Source organism: Pseudovibrio sp. Ad13 (assembly GCF_001623225.1).
In the GTDB taxonomy this organism is placed as follows: domain Bacteria; phylum Pseudomonadota; class Alphaproteobacteria; order Rhizobiales; family Stappiaceae; genus Pseudovibrio.
Map to the genome: position 1 here is coordinate 128,154 of NZ_LMCC01000019.1, position 19,189 is coordinate 147,342.

The 19,189-nt window shown below is 53.4% G+C and carries 19 protein-coding genes; 16 read left to right on the plus strand and 3 right to left on the minus strand.

The window, feature by feature from the left end:
• Positions 1-94: 94 nt before the first annotated feature.
• Positions 95-871 (plus strand): endonuclease/exonuclease/phosphatase family protein, encoded by a 777-nt coding sequence (locus PsAD13_RS24040; protein WP_208985897.1) that lies wholly within the window; start codon positions 95-97, stop codon positions 869-871.
• 6 nt (positions 872-877) lie between these two features.
• Here the strand turns inward: PsAD13_RS24040 and PsAD13_RS24045 are convergent, their stop codons facing one another.
• A complete protein-coding gene (locus PsAD13_RS24045) occupies positions 878-1,501 on the minus strand; it encodes a class I SAM-dependent methyltransferase (protein ID WP_057461870.1) in 624 nt (207 codons plus the stop codon).
• A gap of 85 nt (positions 1,502-1,586) precedes the next feature.
• Between PsAD13_RS24045 and PsAD13_RS24050 the strand changes: the two genes are divergently transcribed.
• Both PsAD13_RS24050 and PsAD13_RS24055 read left to right on the plus strand, forming a co-directional pair.
• Positions 1,587-2,486 (plus strand): LysR family transcriptional regulator, encoded by a 900-nt coding sequence (locus PsAD13_RS24050; protein ID WP_063319680.1) that lies wholly within the window; start codon positions 1,587-1,589, stop codon positions 2,484-2,486.
• A 191-nt stretch (positions 2,487-2,677) separates the two neighbouring features.
• Positions 2,678-3,286 carry a GNAT family N-acetyltransferase gene (locus tag PsAD13_RS24055; protein ID WP_063319681.1) on the plus strand — a complete coding sequence of 203 codons (609 nt, stop codon included), beginning with the start codon at positions 2,678-2,680 and terminating at the stop codon, positions 3,284-3,286.
• Positions 3,287-3,384: 98 nt separating this feature from the next.
• Here PsAD13_RS24055 and PsAD13_RS24060 read toward each other — a convergent pair whose 3' ends face one another.
• The gene (locus PsAD13_RS24060; protein WP_063319682.1) at positions 3,385-4,722 is read right to left on the minus strand and encodes an aminotransferase class I/II-fold pyridoxal phosphate-dependent enzyme; all 1,338 of its coding nucleotides are present in this window, start codon (positions 4,720-4,722) and stop codon (positions 3,385-3,387) included.
• A 98-nt stretch (positions 4,723-4,820) separates the two neighbouring features.
• Between PsAD13_RS24060 and PsAD13_RS24065 the strand changes: the two genes are divergently transcribed.
• The 5 genes from PsAD13_RS24065 to PsAD13_RS24085 all read left to right on the plus strand — a co-directional run bounded on the left by PsAD13_RS24065 (position 4,821) and on the right by PsAD13_RS24085 (position 12,171).
• Entirely contained in the window at positions 4,821-5,699 is an 879-nt protein-coding gene (locus tag PsAD13_RS24065; protein WP_063319683.1) for a LysR family transcriptional regulator, read from the plus strand.
• Between the two features lie 270 nt (positions 5,700-5,969).
• Positions 5,970-8,195 carry a heavy metal translocating P-type ATPase gene (locus tag PsAD13_RS24070; RefSeq protein ID WP_063319684.1) on the plus strand — a complete coding sequence of 742 codons (2,226 nt, stop codon included), beginning with the start codon at positions 5,970-5,972 and terminating at the stop codon, positions 8,193-8,195.
• A 335-nt stretch (positions 8,196-8,530) separates the two neighbouring features.
• The gene (locus tag PsAD13_RS24075) at positions 8,531-9,514 is read left to right on the plus strand and encodes a TRAP transporter substrate-binding protein (protein WP_063319685.1); all 984 of its coding nucleotides are present in this window, start codon (positions 8,531-8,533) and stop codon (positions 9,512-9,514) included.
• Positions 9,515-9,661: 147 nt separating this feature from the next.
• Positions 9,662-10,408, plus strand: a complete 747-nt coding sequence (locus PsAD13_RS24080) for an FCD domain-containing protein (protein ID WP_057461877.1) — start codon at positions 9,662-9,664, stop codon at positions 10,406-10,408.
• A 197-nt stretch (positions 10,409-10,605) separates the two neighbouring features.
• Positions 10,606-12,171, plus strand: coding sequence for a CYTH and CHAD domain-containing protein (locus PsAD13_RS24085; RefSeq protein WP_063319686.1), 1,566 nt, complete (start codon positions 10,606-10,608; stop codon positions 12,169-12,171).
• On the opposite strand, the gene phnF is transcribed toward PsAD13_RS24085, so the two are convergent.
• A complete protein-coding gene (gene phnF / locus PsAD13_RS24090; protein ID WP_063291829.1) occupies positions 12,168-12,920 on the minus strand; it encodes a phosphonate metabolism transcriptional regulator PhnF in 753 nt (250 codons plus the stop codon). The genes PsAD13_RS24085 and phnF overlap by 4 nt on opposite strands.
• Positions 12,921-13,104: 184 nt before the next feature.
• Here phnF and phnG point away from each other — a divergent pair, with 184 nt between their 5' ends.
• Genes phnG through PsAD13_RS24130 form a run of 8 tightly spaced genes read left to right on the plus strand, consistent with a single transcriptional unit; the run spans position 13,105 to position 19,167 of the window.
• Complete coding sequence (phnG, locus tag PsAD13_RS24095; protein ID WP_063319727.1) at positions 13,105-13,575, plus strand: phosphonate C-P lyase system protein PhnG; 471 nt, start codon at positions 13,105-13,107, stop codon at positions 13,573-13,575.
• 1 nt (position 13,576) lies between these two features.
• Positions 13,577-14,209 (plus strand): phosphonate C-P lyase system protein PhnH, encoded by a 633-nt coding sequence (gene phnH / locus PsAD13_RS24100; protein WP_063319687.1) that lies wholly within the window; start codon positions 13,577-13,579, stop codon positions 14,207-14,209.
• Between the two features lie 3 nt (positions 14,210-14,212).
• Entirely contained in the window at positions 14,213-15,328 is a 1,116-nt protein-coding gene (locus PsAD13_RS24105) for a carbon-phosphorus lyase complex subunit PhnI (protein WP_063319688.1), read from the plus strand.
• Positions 15,325-16,236, plus strand: coding sequence for an alpha-D-ribose 1-methylphosphonate 5-phosphate C-P-lyase PhnJ (locus tag PsAD13_RS24110; RefSeq protein ID WP_063319689.1), 912 nt, complete (start codon positions 15,325-15,327; stop codon positions 16,234-16,236). The genes PsAD13_RS24105 and PsAD13_RS24110 overlap by 4 nt, the downstream gene beginning before the upstream one ends.
• Positions 16,236-17,033 carry a phosphonate C-P lyase system protein PhnK gene (gene phnK, locus PsAD13_RS24115; protein WP_063319690.1) on the plus strand — a complete coding sequence of 266 codons (798 nt, stop codon included), beginning with the start codon at positions 16,236-16,238 and terminating at the stop codon, positions 17,031-17,033. The genes PsAD13_RS24110 and phnK overlap by 1 nt, the downstream gene beginning before the upstream one ends.
• Before the next feature lie 10 nt (positions 17,034-17,043).
• Positions 17,044-17,754 (plus strand): phosphonate C-P lyase system protein PhnL, encoded by a 711-nt coding sequence (phnL, locus tag PsAD13_RS24120; protein ID WP_063290324.1) that lies wholly within the window; start codon positions 17,044-17,046, stop codon positions 17,752-17,754.
• 32 nt (positions 17,755-17,786) lie between these two features.
• A complete protein-coding gene (locus PsAD13_RS24125; protein WP_063319691.1) occupies positions 17,787-18,410 on the plus strand; it encodes a DapH/DapD/GlmU-related protein in 624 nt (207 codons plus the stop codon).
• 58 nt (positions 18,411-18,468) lie between these two features.
• A complete protein-coding gene (locus tag PsAD13_RS24130) occupies positions 18,469-19,167 on the plus strand; it encodes a DUF1045 domain-containing protein (protein ID WP_063319692.1) in 699 nt (232 codons plus the stop codon).
• The last annotated feature ends 22 nt before the right edge of the window (positions 19,168-19,189 follow it).

A 19,189-nucleotide genomic window follows, 5' to 3' on the forward strand; every position in this document is an offset into this window, starting at 1 on the left:
GAAGAGTGTCATGTTCCTGCGCAACTCAATAATTGGAGTAACAAGTTTACTCCTCATATCTTTCCTGGGAATTATACATCCGATCGGCGACAGCTTGTCTGTTCTCCGGCTGCCTCTGGCCGTCTTACTCGCTATTCTCACTCTCTTTAGCTACCGCCAGCCCAAGTTGATGATCATCGGCTTTCTAGTCGCATCAATCAGCAGCGGAACGGTATTGTGGGCCGATCAGGGAGTGCGCGTCCCAGAGAATTACGATCTGGCAGTCTATCAAAAGAACCTGAGTTTCCGTGCCGGAGACCGCATGGATGTCCTGAATGACATCCTCATGCTACAGCCAGAAGTGATCACGCTTCAGGAAGTGCACAAAAGACATCTTCCTCTCATCAACTCACTCAAAAAGCAGTATCCCTACCACATCGTCTGCCCCTTCACAGCCGTCGGTGCAGTCGCTGTGCTCTCACGCCTCCCTCTTGCTTCTGATGCTTATCGCTGTGAGATCGGCCTCGGCATAGCAGCACTGCACATCCAAAGCTCAGAGGGACCGCTCTGGGTTGTGTCTATCCATCAGCACTGGCCATGGCCGTTTCCTCAAGAGACACAAGCTGGGAAAATCATCTCGATCTTATCAGAGCTGGATGGACTGAAGATGATTGCTGGCGATTTTAACATGGTCCCGTGGTCGCACAATCTGGATGAATATACCGACGCCACGGACACTCAATTGGCCGGTCCATTTGAAGCAAGCTTCCTCTTCAAAGGCACCTATGCCATGCGCATTGACCACGTCCTCGCACCAAAGGGCGGAAAGACCTTTCTCCGCCCTTACTACGGCTCCGACCACCACGGTTTGTTTGCCCGCGTGGACCTGTAAACGGCCTTACACCTTACGCGCAACTATGAAACGCCCCATGGGAGACGCCGGATAATTGCCAGTTTCAACAATCTTGAAGCCTGCCTGCTCAATCTGACGCCCCAATTCCACCTGCTTGAAGTAGGTCACATAGGGCGCATACCCAACAAGGCGCATCACATTGATCAGCCAGCGCCAGTAAAACGCGGAATCACCCAAACATGGCGTCTTGGAAATGAGCAATCCCCCCGGCTTCACGAGTCGCTGTACCTGATTGATTGCATCAGCCGGACCTTTGATCAGATGAATAACGTTATACGCCATCACCACATCATAGGTCTTGCCATCAAGCACTGATCCACCTGCGGGAGCATGCACAAAACTCACATTCTCAACGCCATCATCCCACGCCTTTTCACGCCCAAACTCAATCATCTTGCCGGAAATATCGCTAGCGGTCATGTGCTTGACATGCTTGGCCAAAAGCATCGCCGTCGCCCCACTGCCACAGCCCAGTTCCAACACCTCTTGCTCCGGTGTGAGATAAGAACGGACACGGTCCATCGCCTTCTCATAGGAAGCAACGTCTTTCATTGGTCGCGCCACATAACCCGGCGCATGCTTGTCCCAAAATCCTGCGGAATTCTGCATCGGAAACCCTCCATTTCCTGCAGTGTATCCATGCATATTATCAAAACAAATTGCCAAAATTCGCAGTTGAGGTATACAAATATGCATGAATTGGCAGAGCGTCTCATTCGACTGGAACCAGGCCCGCGCTTTCCTTGTCACAGCAGAGGAAGGCTCCCTTTCGGCTGCAGCAAGGGCCCTCGGCCTCACTCAACCCACACTTGGCAGGCAGGTCTCTGCGCTGGAAGAAGCACTCGGCGTGACGTTGTTTGAGCGTGTTGGCCGCTCACTCTCCCTCACGCAGGCCGGTTTTGAGCTGCTGGAGCATGTGAAATCCATGGGAGAGGCCGCCAACCGCATCTCATTGGCAGCGTCCGGCCAGTCTCAGGAAATCGACGGAACCGTCTGCATCAGCGCAAGCGACACCGCCTCAGCCTTCATCCTCACACCCATTTTGAAGCAATTGCGCGAGATCGCACCCGGCATTCACGTGGAGATCATCGCCACCAACACCGTCAGTGATTTGCAGCAGCGTGAAGCAGATATCGCCATCCGCCATATCCGCCCGGAACAACCAGACCTGACCGCAAGGCTTGTGAGGGAAACCACCGCACACTTCTATGCCAGCAAGACCTATCTGAACCGCAAGGGCCGCCCACAATCGGCCAATGACATGGCAAACCACGACTTCATCGCCTTCGACAGGCCAGACAAGTTCCTCAAGTACTTCACCGAGTCTGGTCTGCCACTCAAAGAAAGCAACTTCAAACTAACAACCGCAAGCGGACTGGTGGGGTGGCAACTGGTCAGAAACGATCTCGGCATCATTGTCATGATTCAAGAGATCGCTGAAATATTCCCGGAAATGGAACAGGTGCTGCCAGGCTTTGAGCCATTCGTCGTGCCCTTCTGGCTGGCAACCCACCGCGAACTGCACACCTCAAAGCGCATCCGCCTGGTCTTCGACCTTCTGGCGGACACGCTTTCAAGCAAAACTTTGCTGTGACGGTGCTACAAACTTTGCAAAGCAACAGTATTCAAAATTCAACGTATGCTCCAACACTCTTAACCATCAGGAAATGCATTGAGTGCCTCTTTATGACCCACAGATCTTTAAAGCACTTATCTTCAGCTTGCTGACAATATTCGGTCTTCATAAGATGTAAAACCGGTTGCACTCCAAATGGGAACATTGAAATGAACAAGATTCGCAGAGCTGGCCATGATGATTTGGAGGCACTCTACCGCATTTCGGTTCAAACAGGCCATTTGGGTAATGATGCCAGCCACTTGTATGACGATTATCGAATGATGGGGCACATATACTCAGCCCCCTATCTAAAGTACTCACCTCAACTCTCTTACGTGATTGAGCGCGACAACCAAGTCGTTGGTTACTGTGTAGGCACAATTAACACCGTCAAGTTTGAAGCGACCCTGGAAACTCAATGGTGGCCAAGCTTAAGACGTAAGTACCCCAAACCGGAGGAAGGAGCGAGATCGACTTGGACTGCGGATGAACGCAGGTACCAGATGATCCATTTTCCGGAGAAAACACCAGAACAGATTTCAATACGCTTTCCTTCCCACCTACACATGAACCTTCTCCCAGTTGCTCAAGGGCAAGGCATCGGAACCCTGCTCCTCAACAAATGGATGCAATGCGCAAAACGATATCAAGTAGCGGCTATACATGTTGGTGCGAATGCAAAGAACGCTAGAGCCATTCGCTTTTGGCAAAAACACGGGTTTAGCGAACTAGATGCTGTTGCTTCTAGAACAATCTGGATGGGCCGCGTTGTGTGACGCCCCTGATGCCTACCGCCTCAAGCTAAGCAACAAGAAAGAACTCACCCCGTAAACGCGACCTCATCATTGCAGACTTTGTTTCGCCGTAACAACCGCTAGGCTGATACAGGCTCTCCAGCCATCACATAATGCAGTTTCTTGAACTGCCACCGCCAGGCAGAAACCTCAGGCAGATACTGCTCAGGTAGATCAGAGCGCAGCGCTGCTGCAATCAACCGCGCCATCTCACCTGCATGTTCCACACCAACACCCCAGCGCACCAGTTCAGGCGTTCCAATACGCAGCCCGTTCATATCGCCTTCCACCTCCGCAATCGGCAAGCCGATACCACAGGCAAGGAAACCAGCCTTACGGAGTTTCTTGGAAGCCGCCTGCCCACCACCGAAGGAAGCCGCCTCAACAGCAAACTGATGTGACTGCGTAAAGCCCTGCGCCTTGGCAAACACAGGAATGCCCTGCGCATCGAGCGCCTGCGCCAGTGCTTTTGAAAGGGCAATCATCTCAGCAGCATACGCTTGCCCATAGTCCCGCCAATCCAGCATGGTCACCGCCAGCGCAGCAGACTTCGCCGCATCAAAGTTGGCAGTCATCCCGGGAAACGCAATGGCATCCATCCGCTCAATTAACTCAGCATCATTGGAGACAATCAGACCGCCCGCAGGCCCGCCAAGGCTCTTGTAGGTGCTCATAGTCATAAAATGAGCGCCTTCTTCCAACGGATTCGCCCAGGCTCTGCCAGCAATGATCCCGCATTGATGCGCCGCATCAAACATCACTTTGGCACCCACCTCATCGGCGATCTCACGAATAGCTCGCACAGGATGCTCAAACAGGTTAAGGCTGGAACCCACAGTGATCAGCTTCGGCTGTTCCGCTTTAGCAAGCTCACGAAGCCCCTCCACATCAATGGTGTAGCCATCCGCATTCACCGGAGCAGGCATAGTGCGCAAACCATAAAGCCCGGCACATCCTGCAATGTGGTGGGTCACATGCCCGCCAATGGAAGCTGGCGGCGCAATGATCGTATCACCCGGCTGACAGGTCGCCATAAACCCATAAAGATTGGCGATGGCTCCGGACGGCACACGGATCTCAGCATACTGTGCATCAAACACTTCCGCGCTTAGTTCAGCCGCGATCACCTCAATCTCTTCAATAGCTTCCAGCCCCATCTCATATTTATCACCGGGGTAGCCGAGAGACGGGCGAGAACCGATGCCAGAAGCCAGAAATGCTTCAGCTCTTGGGTTCATCACATTCGTTGCCGGGTTTAGGTTGAAGCACTGATCCTCATGAATTTCCCTGTTCTGAGATGCCAACGCATCCAACCGACCCAAAAGAACCGCAGAACTCTGAGCCTGCGTCCGCTGCGCAACCTCCTGCACCAGTGCTTCACAATGAGCCGGAACCCAATTTCGTTTCGCTAAAACCATCACAACCTCCCAATTGTTGAGAGGAGTGTGCGGACAGAACGCTTGAGAGCGCAAACCAGAATATGTAATTATTGGCCTAGAAAAACTAAGGCTAAGCCATGTCAGTCTCTCCCTCCCGCCCCAAAGGGCCACCTCTCAACGCCCTTCGTGCATTCGAAGCTGCCGCCCGCCTTGGTGGCTTTGCCAATGCAGCAGAAGAACTGAGCGTCACCGCAGGCGCTGTCTCGCAGCACATCAAAGCATTGGAGGAATGGGTTGGCGCGGACCTGTTCGAGCGCCGCTCTCAAGGCGTCCACCTGACAGAGCTGGGACAGGACATCGCCCCGCACTTCTCTAAGGCCTTCGATGAACTGGGCAACGCCGTCCGCCAATTACGAGCCAAAACCAGCCGCAAAACCATTCACATTGCTGCCCTGCCAAGCGTCGCGCAACTCTGGCTCTCCCCGCGCCTGCCCAAAATCAGAGAGGCTTTGCCAGACACCAACATCTCTGTCATCGCACTGGAAACGCCGCCCAATCTGGACCGCGAGATCTACGATCTTTCCATCTTCATCGGCAAACCCAAAGGCACAGCTCAAGAGCGCATCATCGCAGAGGACCTCATCACCCCGGTCTGCTCGCCAGCAACAGCAAAAGGCCTGAAAGAACCACAGGACCTTGAGACAGAAACCTTCCTCCACGATGTGATCTGGGCAGACGACTGGCAGGTCTGGGCCAACACAAACGCACCGACTCTGAATAGCTTGAGCGACGGCCCAAACTATTCCCTCTATGCCATCGCAATGGAAGAAGCGAAAAACGGTGCAGGCATCCTCATGGGTCACAAAGCCCTCGTCGAACCGTCTCTGAAGAAAGGTGACCTCCAAGCCCCTTTCACCCAATGGCAACCAACCGGAAAATCCCTCATCCTGGAATGCGCCAGCCTGCCGACCCCATCAAAAGTGATCACACAGATCATCTCTTTGCTGCTGGCATAGCCATTGAGCAGATACCGCTCGTTCCCATTACGTGACTATCCACAGAGCGCCTTTCCGTACCGAAGGGCCAAGGAGAGGTCAAACTTCGCAAAACCCTATGTGTTCCCTGCAAAAATGATCGGGCTGTGGTCACGGCTTCGATCAGGATCACAACACGACTACATCACATAGGAGAGCTTGCGTATTTACCCTCTCTACAACCACTTGACCCGCCCTCACCAATGGTAATAAGTCCTGAGGGTCTGAACTCGGCAACCGAAGATAGCTCTGATGAACGCACCCTCAGCCTCTGCAGCCCAAACCGTCAAACTCGACATCTCCGGAATGACATGTGCAGGTTGCGCATCTCGCTTGGAAAAGACTCTCCAGGCAACCGAAGGTGTGGTCAAAGCCACGGTCAATTTCGCACTTGAAATGGCAGAGGTGGAACACCTGCCTCAGGTCGCCGCGAATGATCTGGTGGACGTGGTCTCAACAGCTGGTTTTGAGGCAAAGGAGCGCCGGGACGAGGCAGAGGCAGCAAAGAAGGCTTTTGAAGAGCGCGAAGCACATAGCGACGCAGAAGAACGCAAAACCTTTCAACTTTTCGCGCTATCAACGCTCCTTGCGATTCCGCTAGTCATTCCAATGGTTTTGATGGCGTTTGGCGTGCAATTCGAGCTCTCTGGCGTACTGCAGTTTGCATTAGCAACGCCAATCCAACTTTTCGTCGGTGCGCGATTCTACAAGGGTGCGTTTGCAGCTCTGCGTCATGGCGGCGCCAACATGGATGTCCTCGTCTCGCTCGGCACATCCGCCGCTTATCTGTACAGCGTTTATAACGTCTTCTTCGCCACACAGGCGCAGGCAACAGACCTCTATTTTGAAGCATCTGCTGTCATCCTCACCCTTATCCTGATGGGTAAGTATCTGGAAATACGGGCGAAACGCTCCACCTCAGCTGCTGTTCGCTCTCTGATCGCCCTGCGACCAACCACGGCCAACAAGATCGTCGGCGACAAGATTATCCCCGTCGGCATCTCAGATCTGCGCCTCGGCGATTACATAGTTATCAAACCGGGCGAGTGCGTTCCAACCGATGGCTTGATTGAAGAGGGTGAAAGCGAGCTGGATGAATCTATGCTCACCGGTGAGAACCTGCCCGTGCACAAAAACAAGGGTGATCAGGTAACCGGTGGAACAATCAACGGAGCAGGTGCAATTTTTGTCCGCACCACTGCCCTTGGTGAATCAACACGCTTAGCTCAGATTATCCGCCTTGTTGAAGGCGCACAGGCCTCCAAGGCACCGCTACAAAAACTAGTCGACAAAGTCGCAGCTATTTTTGTTCCCGTTATTGTGCTGATCGCCCTCGCAACCTTCGCTGGCTGGATGCTTTACTCCGGCGACGTCACTACAGCCGTCAGCGCATCCGTCGCCGTCCTCGTCATCGCCTGCCCTTGCGCACTGGGACTTGCTACCCCGACAGCACTTGTCGCAGGCACCGGCGCAGCTGCGAAGGCTGGCATACTTATCCGCGATATCGAAGCGCTGGAACGCGCCCACAAAGTCGATACGATCCTCTTTGACAAAACCGGCACGCTGACCGTCGGCAAGCCAGTTCTGACGGATGCTCAGGCGTTTGACCGCAATGACGACCGCCTGCTGACAATCGCAGCCAGCATCCAACTGGGCAGCGAACACCCACTCGCGAGCGCACTTATCCGCGCAGCAGAAGAGCGTAACCTTAAGCTCACCCGCCCACGCTCCATCAAGGCTATCCCCGGCAAGGGCCTGATTGCAGAGCTCACCGGACAGCAGGTCTCCATCGGCAACGCAGCCCTGATGAAAGACCTGAATGTCGCCCCATCCATGATGGGCGATGGCCTCGTAAAGACTTACGAATCCTCAGGTAAAACCGCAGTCACAGTCGCTCTGGGTGACCGTGCAATCGGTGTTTTAGCGTTTGTTGATCAGGCACGGGACTCCGCCCGTGAAGCTGTAGAATCCCTTAAGAAACAAGGTATTCGCACAGTAATGATCACCGGCGACACGGAACTCGCCGCCAAAAACATCGCAGATCAGGTCGGCGTTGACGAATTCCAGGCACGCGTTCAGCCAGAAGGCAAGAACGAAGTCGTAAATGACTTGAAAGAACAAGGCTATAGAGTTGCGATGGTTGGCGACGGCATCAACGATGCCCCTGCTCTGGCAGCTGCTGACCTCGGCATCGCAATGGGCTCCGGTGCTGATGTTGCATTGGAAACCGCTGGTGTCACACTCATGCGTTCTGAGCCAAAGATGATCCCGGCAGCGCTGGACATCTCCAAGGCAACCCTCAGAAAAATAAGACAAAACCTGTTCTGGGCCTTCATCTACAACATCATCGGCATTCCGCTGGCAGCGCTGGGATTGCTCTCCCCTGTCATCGCAGGAGCCGCCATGGCCATGAGTTCCGTCTCCGTGGTTACCAACGCCATGTTGCTGCGGCGCTGGAAACCGAAGAACATGAACTGACATCATCAATCCAGCCCCTGAAAGACAAACTCAGGGGCTTTTTTGTATCTTCCCTCCCTCCGGTTGACCAATACCGTTCTTTCTTAGAAGAACTCTGACCAATCATAAGAGCGCTAACTAGAAGAATAATGCTTCACCACACTTATCAGACTGATGCAGTAGAAATAAATCAGTTAGACGGAAAACAAATAAGCTCTTCATAAGGTCAACCAATATATAAAATGGTTTGACAACTCCTCGAATCCATCCAATTCTTTCCATTACATATCGCAGCCTCAGCATTCTATAGTTTCATCTCACGAATACATTCGCTGCGATCATCCGGGGGGAAGCATATGTTTACGAGAAAGATTGCCAAAGCCACAGTTCTGGGTGCAGCTCTGCTTGCAACAACTTCATTCGGCTACGCGAAGACATTGAAACTCAGCCACAATCAGGGACCAGAGCACCCTCTGCACATTTCCATGCAGCACATGGCAGACAAAGTTGCAGAAGCCACCGGCGGATCTCTCAAAATCCGCATCTACGGCAATGGCGCACTGGGAACACAAAGAGAATCCATGGAGTTAGTGCAAGAAGGCACCCTCGCAATGGCCAAAACCAACGCCAGCGAGCTGGAAGCCTTTGAAGAGTCTTACTCAGCACTGAACCTGCCTTACATCTTCGTAGACGAGAACCATTATTTCGATGTTCTCAGCGGCCCAATCGGCGACGACATCCTTGCAGCATCAGCAGACAAAGGCTTTATTGGTCTGACCTTTTACGTGGAAGGTGCCCGCTCCTTCTACGCCAACAACGAGATTCACTCTCCAGCTGATCTCAAAGGCATGAAGATCCGAGTCCAACCATCCCCCTCCGCAATCCGCATGGTAGAGCTACTCGGCGGCAGCCCAACCCCAATCTCCTGGGGCGAATTGTACAGCGCACTTCAGCAGGGCGTGGTCGATGGTGCAGAGAATAACCCGCTGGCGCTGACCACAGCCCGTCATGGTGAAGTCTCCAAGGTTTACTCCGATGACGGCCACACAATGATCCCGTCTATCGTTGTCATTTCAACCACAGTCTGGAATTCGTTAAACACAGACGAACAAACAGCAATTCGTGATGCTGCCAAGTCCTCCATGCACTTCCATCGGGCCCAGTGGAATGAGATGACAAAGAAGCACATCGAGCAGGCAAAGTCCGAGCTTAATGTGAAGTTCATTGAGGTGGATAAAGCACCATTCATCGAAGCTGTTTTGCCAATGCATGCAGAAGCCGCGGAAAAATCTGAGAGAGTTGGTTCCTTGATCACACGCATCAAAGCATTGACCCAATAAGCCTTCTAATGGAATAAGAAAGGCCAGAGTAACAAGGCAAATCTCTGGCCTTTTGTCTCGCTTGCAAATCTGCTTTATTTAGTATCTTAAGCGTGCAGCAATCACTAAAAATCCGCCAAACCGCGCAGGCATGGGAGAATGAGCGAAATGGATGGTCAGCGTCGCCGCTATCAGGAAGTAGCTGAAGTCTTGCGCAAAGAGTTAGGCAACGGAACGTTCAAGGTTGGAGATCGCCTGCGCCCGGAGCGCCAGATTGCTGAAGAAATGAACGTCAGCCGCTCACTTCTGCGCGAAGCTATGATCATGCTTGAGATCGAAGGCTTGATTGATGTGCGCAAAGGATCAGGCACTTACGTTGTACGCCTGCCGGATGCGGAGCAAGTTACTCCCACCTCAAATCTGGAAGACATCGGCCCATTTGAGCTCCTGCAGGCACGCCAGCTTATGGAAAGCAACATCGCAGCCTTCGCAGCATCCATGGTCACCAAAGCAGATATCCTGCGCATGCGCGATGCTCTGGAGCGTGAGCGCGAAGACCTGGCAAAAGGCTCCGGCGGGTATGAGGCAGACGAGGAATTTCACCTGCTCATAGCAGAAGCCACCCAGAACTCGGTACTGGTCGATATGGTCAGAAACCTCTGGCAGCAACGCACCCGTTCCAGAATGTGGGATAAGCTGCACGAACGCATCTTCGACAACACATACCGCGAAGAGTGGCTCAACGACCATCAGGACATCCTCGATGCCCTGAAGCGAAGAGACCCGCAAGCAGCAAAACAAGCGATGTGGCAACACCTTGAGAACGTCAAGAAACGCCTGATGGATTTATCTGACGTCGACGATCCGGCTTTTGATGCATACCTGTTCCAGCAGGATCCGCTAACGCCTGCATAACCCACCAACGGGCATTAATAGAGCACAATTCATAGTACCGTTGCCAAATGGGGATTATATCTTTGATAAATTCCCATAGACGTTTTGCACCCTTTACAGGCGGATGCGTTCGCGAGATGTTTACTACGTAAAATCAACAAGAGTGGGATGGAACCAGCTTCCACTTCGCACGCTGTGCATAGGGTGGCCCGGCAATCATGCACGAGATTGAGCTTAAGCTTTCTGTAGACGAAACAACTCTGGAGCAACTGGCCAAAGCAAAACCACCAAAAGGCTTTGCGGTCAGTGAGCAATCCGTGAAACGTCTCCGTTCCGTGTATTACGACACGCCGGACCACACACTCAAAAAAGCCCGTATCTCGCTGCGCACGCGCCACAACGGCACCAACTGGCTACAAACCATCAAGCAAGGCGGCGGCATGCAGTCCGGGCTCTCCAAACGGATTGAGCTGGAATTGCCCATAGCCGGAATTGAGCCAGACTTCCATGTGATTTCTGATAATGAAATCAAGCAGAAGCTCTTATCTCTGCTTGAGGGCAAGCAATGGGGAATCCTGTTCGAGACCGCCATCACGCGCACTTTGACCTACTATACAGATAAAGCAGGTGCGAAGATTGAAATGGCTCTAGATTCCGGCATAGCCAAAACAGCCACTAAAGAGCATCCGATCCATGAAGTAGAGCTGGAGCTGATGGAAGGCCCGGTCGAAAGCCTGTACAAACTGGCAGGCGCACTCATGAAAGATCGACCAATTCTGTTTTCCAGCAGCAACAAGGCAGGCATTGGCTATCGATTAGCAAGTGGTGAACCACCTGAGCTGCCCTCAGAAGCACTTCACTCCAACTACATAGAGTTGGAACCAGGAGACAACGCAGGCTCAGCCTTCCAAAAAATCCTAAGCGAATGCCTCAACCAGATTGTCGCCAACCGTTCTTGCGTCCTTCAGCAAAACATCTCTGAAGGCCCGCACCAACTACGTGTCGGACTGCGTAGATTACGAAGTGCGTTCAATATCTACAAAGCAGCTTTCCCGGGCAACGAAACCATCGCAGCGCTGGATGTCTCCGCGAAGCAACTGGCAACAACTGCAGGAAATCAAAGAGATATCGATGTACTGGTGGAAGATATCATCACACCGGTTATCCCGTTACTGCCAGACACGCACTCAGTCGAACCGCTCTTTGAAGCCATTAAACTGGCACATGTGGAAGCTCAGATTGAACTGAGACAGGAGCTGATTGATCCAAAGCTCAACGGCTTCCTACTCCAACTGGGGGAACTCGCACACAGCTCAGCTTGGAAAGAGAACCTGGGACTAAGCGAGTTCAAGAAACTGGACCTACCAATTCAAACCTTCGCCCAAAACGCATTGTCCAAGCGTTGGAAGGCCTGCGAAAAACGGGCCGAGAACCTGCAGGACCTCACCATCGAGCAGCGCCACGACCTCCGCAAATCGCTCAAAAAACTGCGTTATACGGTTGAGTTCTTCCGCTCTCTCTATGAGCCAGAAGATCTGCGTATCTTCCTTAAGTGTCTGAAGCGCCTTCAAAATACCTTTGGCTACCTCAACGATGTGGCCATGGCTGACCGTCTGGTCGCAATGAAGCTTCCGCAATCCTTACAAAACAACGAAGTTTCAACGGTCATCGGTTTTGTCGCCGGTTGGCATCAGGCCAGAGCTGACAATGCATGGCTGGAAGCGCAAGAACGTTGGAACGCCGCCGTAGAAGCACCCAAGTACTGGCTCCAAGCAAAAGCCTAGTCATTTCTGACGGTTAGGTGCATCCGGTCAGCAGCCACATAGGCTCGACCAATTTGTATAGGCGCTCCACTCGCAATCACATTGATAGATTCCATCACGAGCACAGGCGATCCCTCGGAGATCTTAAGCAACTCCGCATTATGCGCACTACAAAGCGCCGCCGTAATCCGGGTTTCCTGACGCCGATAATCACCGAAACCATACTTCTCCATGATCTTAGTGATCGAGTTAGTCTCATTCAAATCTGAAGGCAGATTGGGAAAGCGAGACACTTCAAACCAGCGCGTTCCTGCGATAATTGGTGTGCCATCTGCGTAACTCACAGACTCGCATTTAAACAGTGCAGTGCCCGGCTCAATCTCCAACAGTTCGGATGTGTAAGCGTCTGCAATCACTTCGGTCGTACGGAAGATATCCCCATAAACCTCTTGCGCCTGACCCGACAAGTTCTCCGAAAAGCGTGTGCGCGGGCCGATGGGATAAACCAGTGGAGCCTTGGCAACAAAGGTCCCCCGCCCCTGATCTGAACGTAAAAAACCCTCTTCGATCAAAGTGGAAATCGCACGCCGAACAGTATGGCGGTTAACCTCAAAGCTATGTGCAAGCTCTTGTTCTGTCGGGATTTTCTCCCCCTCAGAAACCTCAGCTCGAGAAAGCTCAGAGCGCAGTACTTCAGCAATCTGCTTCCACATGGCAACGCCCGCACGTCGCTCAACAGGAGAGAAATCAAATTTCATCGCATTCGTCATGCCTTCGTCATGAAACAACACTAATCAGTTGGCGAGCAAAATATTTATCTATACAACTAGACAACATTAGTTCTAGCTTAGCAAACAAATTCAGACGCGCGGACTCAGTCTTTCGACAAACCCGCAAGGCGTCACCACACAATGCCAGAGAACCAGCGTGTTCCTGAAAGTTAAAGGGGCTGAAATGACGGCAAGTTCGCTCAAAGAGCAATCACCGGAAATTGCAGCTAGGCAGAATGCCATGGGCATTCTGGCAAAGGCCTCAGCGCAAGACCTTGCAGAAGCCTGGAAAAACCTCGGTTTAGAGCCGAACTACACGGTTATCCGCCCAGCAGAAATCGGGCTCGTGATGGTCCGTGGTCGCGCTGGTGGCACCGGCGCTCCCTTCAACATGTGTGAAGCAACCGTCACTCGCTGCGTCATAGCTTTGGACGACGGGACCACCGGTTTCGGTCAAGCCCTTGGCCGCGAAAAACAAAAAGTCCTACAAGCGGCTCTGATCGACGCTCTTTGGCAACAATCAGAATACCGGGATCTCGTTAAGACAAAGGTTCTTCAACCATTAGCCGCCGCTCAAGAACAAGCAGAAAACGAAACACGCGCTGAAGTCGCAGCCACCAAAGTTGATTTCTTCACCATGGTCCGGGGAGAGTAATATGAGCACGCAAACAGCCTCCTCAATCTTCGCCAAGGCGCCTGCTCCGGGTCTGGCAGATCCAGTCCACGACGCCCAGTCCGTCTTCCGCTCCGCCATGAACGCACTGGCACAACCGGGCACTGTGCAACAGCTGGGCAATCTCACACTTAGCCCTCCTGCTCCACTGTCTGTAGCTGCAACAGCGCTCGTGCTGACACTTTGCGATTATGACACACCGCTCTGGCTGGATCCTGCACTGGCAACCAATGAAACCGTCAAGAATTACATCCGCTTCCACACGGCAGCACCCTTCGTTGAAAGCCCTGCAGAATCCGCTTTTGCACTGGTCTCGGATGTAAGACTGCTCCCTGCTATCGCAAGCTTTGCTGCTGGCAATGCGGAATATCCAGACCGCTCAACCACGCTCGTTTTGATGGTCGATGAGCTCACCGAAGGCGACGGTATCACGCTGAAAGGTCCAGGCATCAAGACCGAGAAGCAGTTCAGCATTGCTCCCGCACCAGCAATGTTCTGGCAGCAGATGCAAGACAATAGCACACTCTACCCACTCGGCATCGACATCATTTTTGCTGGAACCAATCAGGTCGCAGGCCTGCCTCGCTCCACCAAAATCACCGGTTTGGAGACTTAACTCATGTATGTTGCTGTGAAAGGTGGCGAGAAAGCCATCCGTAACGCTCACAAGCTCATGGCACGGGATCGCCGCGGCGATACCAGCGTGCCATCCTTGAGCCTCAAGCAAATCTCTGAGCAGCTTTACCTCTCTGTCTCCCGCGTGATGGCAGAAGGTTCTCTGTATGATGCAGAACTGGCAGCACTCGGCATCAAGCAATCTCGCGGCGATCTCATCGAAGCTGCCTTCCTGATGCGTGCTTACAGAACAACCCTGCCACGCTTTGGGTATTCCAAACCAATCGACACCGCTAAGATGCTGATCCGTCGCCGTATTTCCGCAACTTACAAGGATCTTCCAGGCGGACAGTTACTCGGACCAACCTTCGATTACACCCAGCGCCTGCTCGATTTCAAACTGGCAGCAGATGGCGAAGCTCCAGCACCAGAAGTGCAGGAGTTCGAGAAGGAAGAGGTCGTCCCACGTGTGACAGACCTCCTCAATGATGAAGGCCTGATTGAACCAGATGAGCCAATCGCACCGGATGCTCCAGTAGGTGACATCACCCGCGAACCGCTCACCTTCCCAGCAGACCGTGATCTGCGCTTGCAGAATTTGGCACGTGGCGACGAAGGCTTTCTGCTGGCACTTGGTTACTCAACCCAGCGCGGTTTTGGCAGAACGCACCCGTTTGCAGGCGAAATCAGACTCGGCGAAGTCGAGGTTGACTTCTTCATGGAGGAGCTCGGATTCGAAGTTCCCCTTGGCACCATGACAGTCACCGAATGTCAGATGATCAACCAGTTCCAGGGCTCCGCATCCGCACCACCACAATTCACACGCGGTTATGGTTTGGTTCCCGGACAGGGCGAGCGCAAGGTCATGGCAATGGCACTCGTGGATCGCTCTTTGCGGGCTGAAGAGCTGGGCGAAGAAATCGACTCCCCGACACAAGATCAGGAGTTCGTCCTGTCTCACTCCGACAACGTGCAGGCCACCGGCTTCGTAGAACACCTCAAACTGCCACATTACGTCGACTTCCAGTCAGAACTGGAGCTGATCCGCAAGGTGCGCAAAGAGTGGCAAGAAAAACGGGAAGCAGCTGAACAGGAACTCGTAGCGGAGGCAGCACAATGACTGAGCGCATTGAAACACAAGGCATCTCCGGCGAACACTACAATTTCGCTTATCTGGATGAGCAAACCAAACGCATGATCCGCCGCGCGATCCTCAAAGGCATTGCGGTCCCCGGCTATCAGGTTCCCTTCGCCGCCCGCGAAATGCCAATGCCATACGGCTGGGGCACAGGTGGGGTGCAAGTGACTGCGGCAGTTATCGGCAAGAACGATTGCCTGAAGATGATCGATCAGGGGTCGGACGACACCACAAACGCCGTCGCCCTGCGCAACTTCTTTGTCGAAACCACAGATGTAGACACCACCACAAAAACCAAAGACGCCAGCATCATCCAGACCCGTCACCGCATCCCGGAAGAAACGCTGACAAAGGATCAGGTACTCGTCTATCAGGTTCCGATTCCAGAGCCACTCCGCTTTCTGGAACCGCGCGAAACCGAGACCCGTAAGATGCACGCGCTGGAAGAATACGGCCTTATGCATGTGAAGCTCTACGAGGACATCGCCAAGTTCGGCCACATAGCAACAGCCTACGCCTACCCGGTCATGGTGCAGGATCGTTACGTGATGGACCCATCCCCGACGCCTAAGTTTGACAACCCAAAGATGGACCAGATGGAAGCACTCCAGCTGTTTGGGGCAGGCCGCGAAAAACGCATCTACGCCATCCCACCACATACCAAAGTGGTGAGCCTGGATTTTGAAGACCATCCATTTGAAGTGACCAAGTTCGACCAGCCTTGCGCCATCTGTGGTGCAGAAGAGGTCTATTTGGATGAAGTCATTCTGGATGACGACGGCAATCGCATGTTCGTGTGCTCTGACAGTGATTTCTGCGAGGAACGCCGCGAGGCCGGCCATGTCGGGCACCTTGGAACCAATCCTCTGGAAGCAGAAGGAAACGACTAATGTCTCTGGATATTCAAAGCTCTGAAGACCTTCCGCTGCTTCAGGTCAGCAACACGACAAAACTTTATGGCGGCCGCATCGGCTGTAAAGACGTCAGCTTCGATCTCTATCCGGGTGAGGTGCTTGCAATTGTGGGCGAGAGTGGCTCGGGCAAAACAACGCTGCTCAACAGCCTTGCAACGCGCCTCACCCGGACCTCAGGTTCGGTCAACTACCGCAATCGCATGGGCCAGATGCGCAATCTCTACGAAATGAGTGAAGCCGAGCGCCGCATGCTCATGCGTACCGACTGGGGTTTCGTCCACCAGCACCCGGCAGATGGCCTGCGCATGACAGTCTCTGCAGGGGCCAATGTGGGTGAACGCCTTATGGCAGTCGGCGCACGCCACTACGGCAACATCCGCGAAACCGCCACCGATTGGCTAGGCCGCGTCGAGATAGCAGAAGACCGCATTGACGACGACCCACGCGCATTCTCCGGCGGAATGCGCCAACGTCTCCAGATTGCCCGAAACCTCGTCACTGCTCCACGACTGGTCTTCATGGACGAACCAACTGGTGGCTTGGATGTGTCTGTTCAGGCGCGTTTGCTGGATCTTCTGCGCGGTCTCGTTGCTGACCTTGGCCTCTCCGTGATCATCGTGACCCATGATCTAGCAGTGGCCCGCCTGCTCTCACACCGTATTCTGGTGATGCGCCACGGTCATGTCATCGAAAGCGGACTGACAGATCAGGTACTGGACGACCCGCAAGAGAACTACACCCAGCTCCTTGTTTCCTCCATCTTGCAGCCATAAGGACAAGACAATGACAAACACTCCTAAAACCAAGGTGCTTGTTTCCGACCTTGCCAAGTCCTTCAAGATGCACTTGCGAGATGGCTTGGAAATCCCTGTCGTCTCCGGTGTGAACTTCTCCGTTTCAGCAGGAGAATGTGTGGTTCTTGGCGGTCCGTCAGGATCAGGCAAAAGCTCGATCCTGAAAATGATCTACGCCAACTACCGCTGCCAGAAAGGCCAGATCCTGGTCACGGATGGCGACGAGATCGTCAATGTGGCCGATGCAACTCCGCGCCGCATTATCCGCCTGCGCGAAACGACCATCGGCTACGTCTCACAGTTCCTGCGCGCCATCCCACGCGTCCCTGCCCTCACGCTCGTTGCTGAACCCCTCATGGCGCAAGGCGTTGCAGAAGACGAAGCTTTTGAGCGTGCTGGCAACTTGCTCTCACGCCTCAATGTGCCAGAGCGTCTCTGGCAGTTACCACCAGCGACCTTCTCGGGTGGCGAACAGCAACGCGTTAACATCGCAAGAGGCTTCATCGCACATTACCCGATCCTTCTTCTCGACGAGCCAACCGCCTCACTCGATGCAGCAAACCGAGCTGTTGTTGTGGAGCTGGTGGAAGAGAAGAAAACGCAAGGTGTGGCAATGGTCGGTATTCTTCACGATCATGACGTTCGCGATGCCATTGCAGACCGGATCATCGATGTAACAACCTTCGCAACGGCCGCTTAACGCACTATGCGTGAAAAAGGGAAACTCACTCCATGACAAAGCCCCCCAAAATTGCGGAGACGGTCATCGAGTCAACCGTCACCCATCGAGAAGCTGCGGTTGGCAAGCAATGCGAAGTGCTTGGTCCAACCTATCTGGAATATTGTGAGATTGGCGACTACTCCTACATTGGCCCGAACTCGACGGTTGCGGACACCACAATCGGCAAGTTCACGGCTATTGCATCCAATGTTCGCCTTGGCCCTCCCAATCATCCACTGGAGCGGGTTTCCCAACATCGCTTTACCTACACCCCTGAATACTACCGCGAAGATAAGGAACGGGATCACCAGTTCTTTGCTGATCGCAGGGCCGCGCGTGTCAGTATCGGCAATGACGTTTGGATCGGACACGGCGTAACCGTGCTACCCGGTGTAACGATTGGCGATGGTGCAATCCTCGCAGCAGGCGCAGTGGTTGCAAAAAACGTGGAGCCCTACACCATCGTAGGCGGAGTCCCGGCAAAGCTGATCAAGAGACGCTTCTCCAAGGAAGCTGCTGATAAACTGATCCAACTCAAATGGTGGGACTGGCCAGAGGACATAATCTTCGAGCGTCTCCCTCTGTTTCAATCGATGACTGTGGAAAGGTTTCTGGAACACTTCGAACCAGCCTGAGGTGTCATAGGACTGACACCGTTTGCCCGGTACTTCGAAGCCCAAGGATATTCTGGATATGCGTTACTCAATCTATTTCACACACCCACAGTCAGCCACGCTCACGGAGTTGGGAAGCCAATGGCTCGGGCGCTCAGCCTTTACCAATGACAGCCTCGCACACCCGCACCTGAACGAGTTTGAGCCCGGGCACCTACACTCAATCACCGAAGACGCACGTCGCTATGGCTTCCACGCCACCATGAAACCACCATTCCATCTGGCGGAAGGTAAATCGCAGGAAGATGCAAAAGCGGCTTTCAGCACGTTCGCCAAGCAAACATCTGCCTTCACCATCGAAGGAGTTGCGCCAAACTTCCTCGGCAAGTTTCTCGCCCTGACACCGACGCAGCCGTCAGAACAGCTCAACGGACTGGCAGCGCAATGCATCAAACAGCTCGATCATCTTCGCGCTCCTTTGAGCGAACAAGACATCGAACGACGTCGCAAAGCGAACCTGACACCACAGCAGGATGCCTACATGCTGGAATGGGGCTACCCCTACATTTTCAAGCATTTCCATTTTCATATGACCCTGTCAAAACGACTTGAAGACGAGAGCGAGCGCAAAGCTCTCAAAGCTGCCGCAGAAGACCACTTCAAGCCTGTCATTCATCAACCAATCTCCATTTCGCACCTCGCCCTCTGCGTTGAACCAGAGGCTGGAGCGCCATTTCGAGTCATTGAAATAAGACCATTGGAAGGACAAGTAGCATGAGCGATGTATTAGTCGGCGTAGC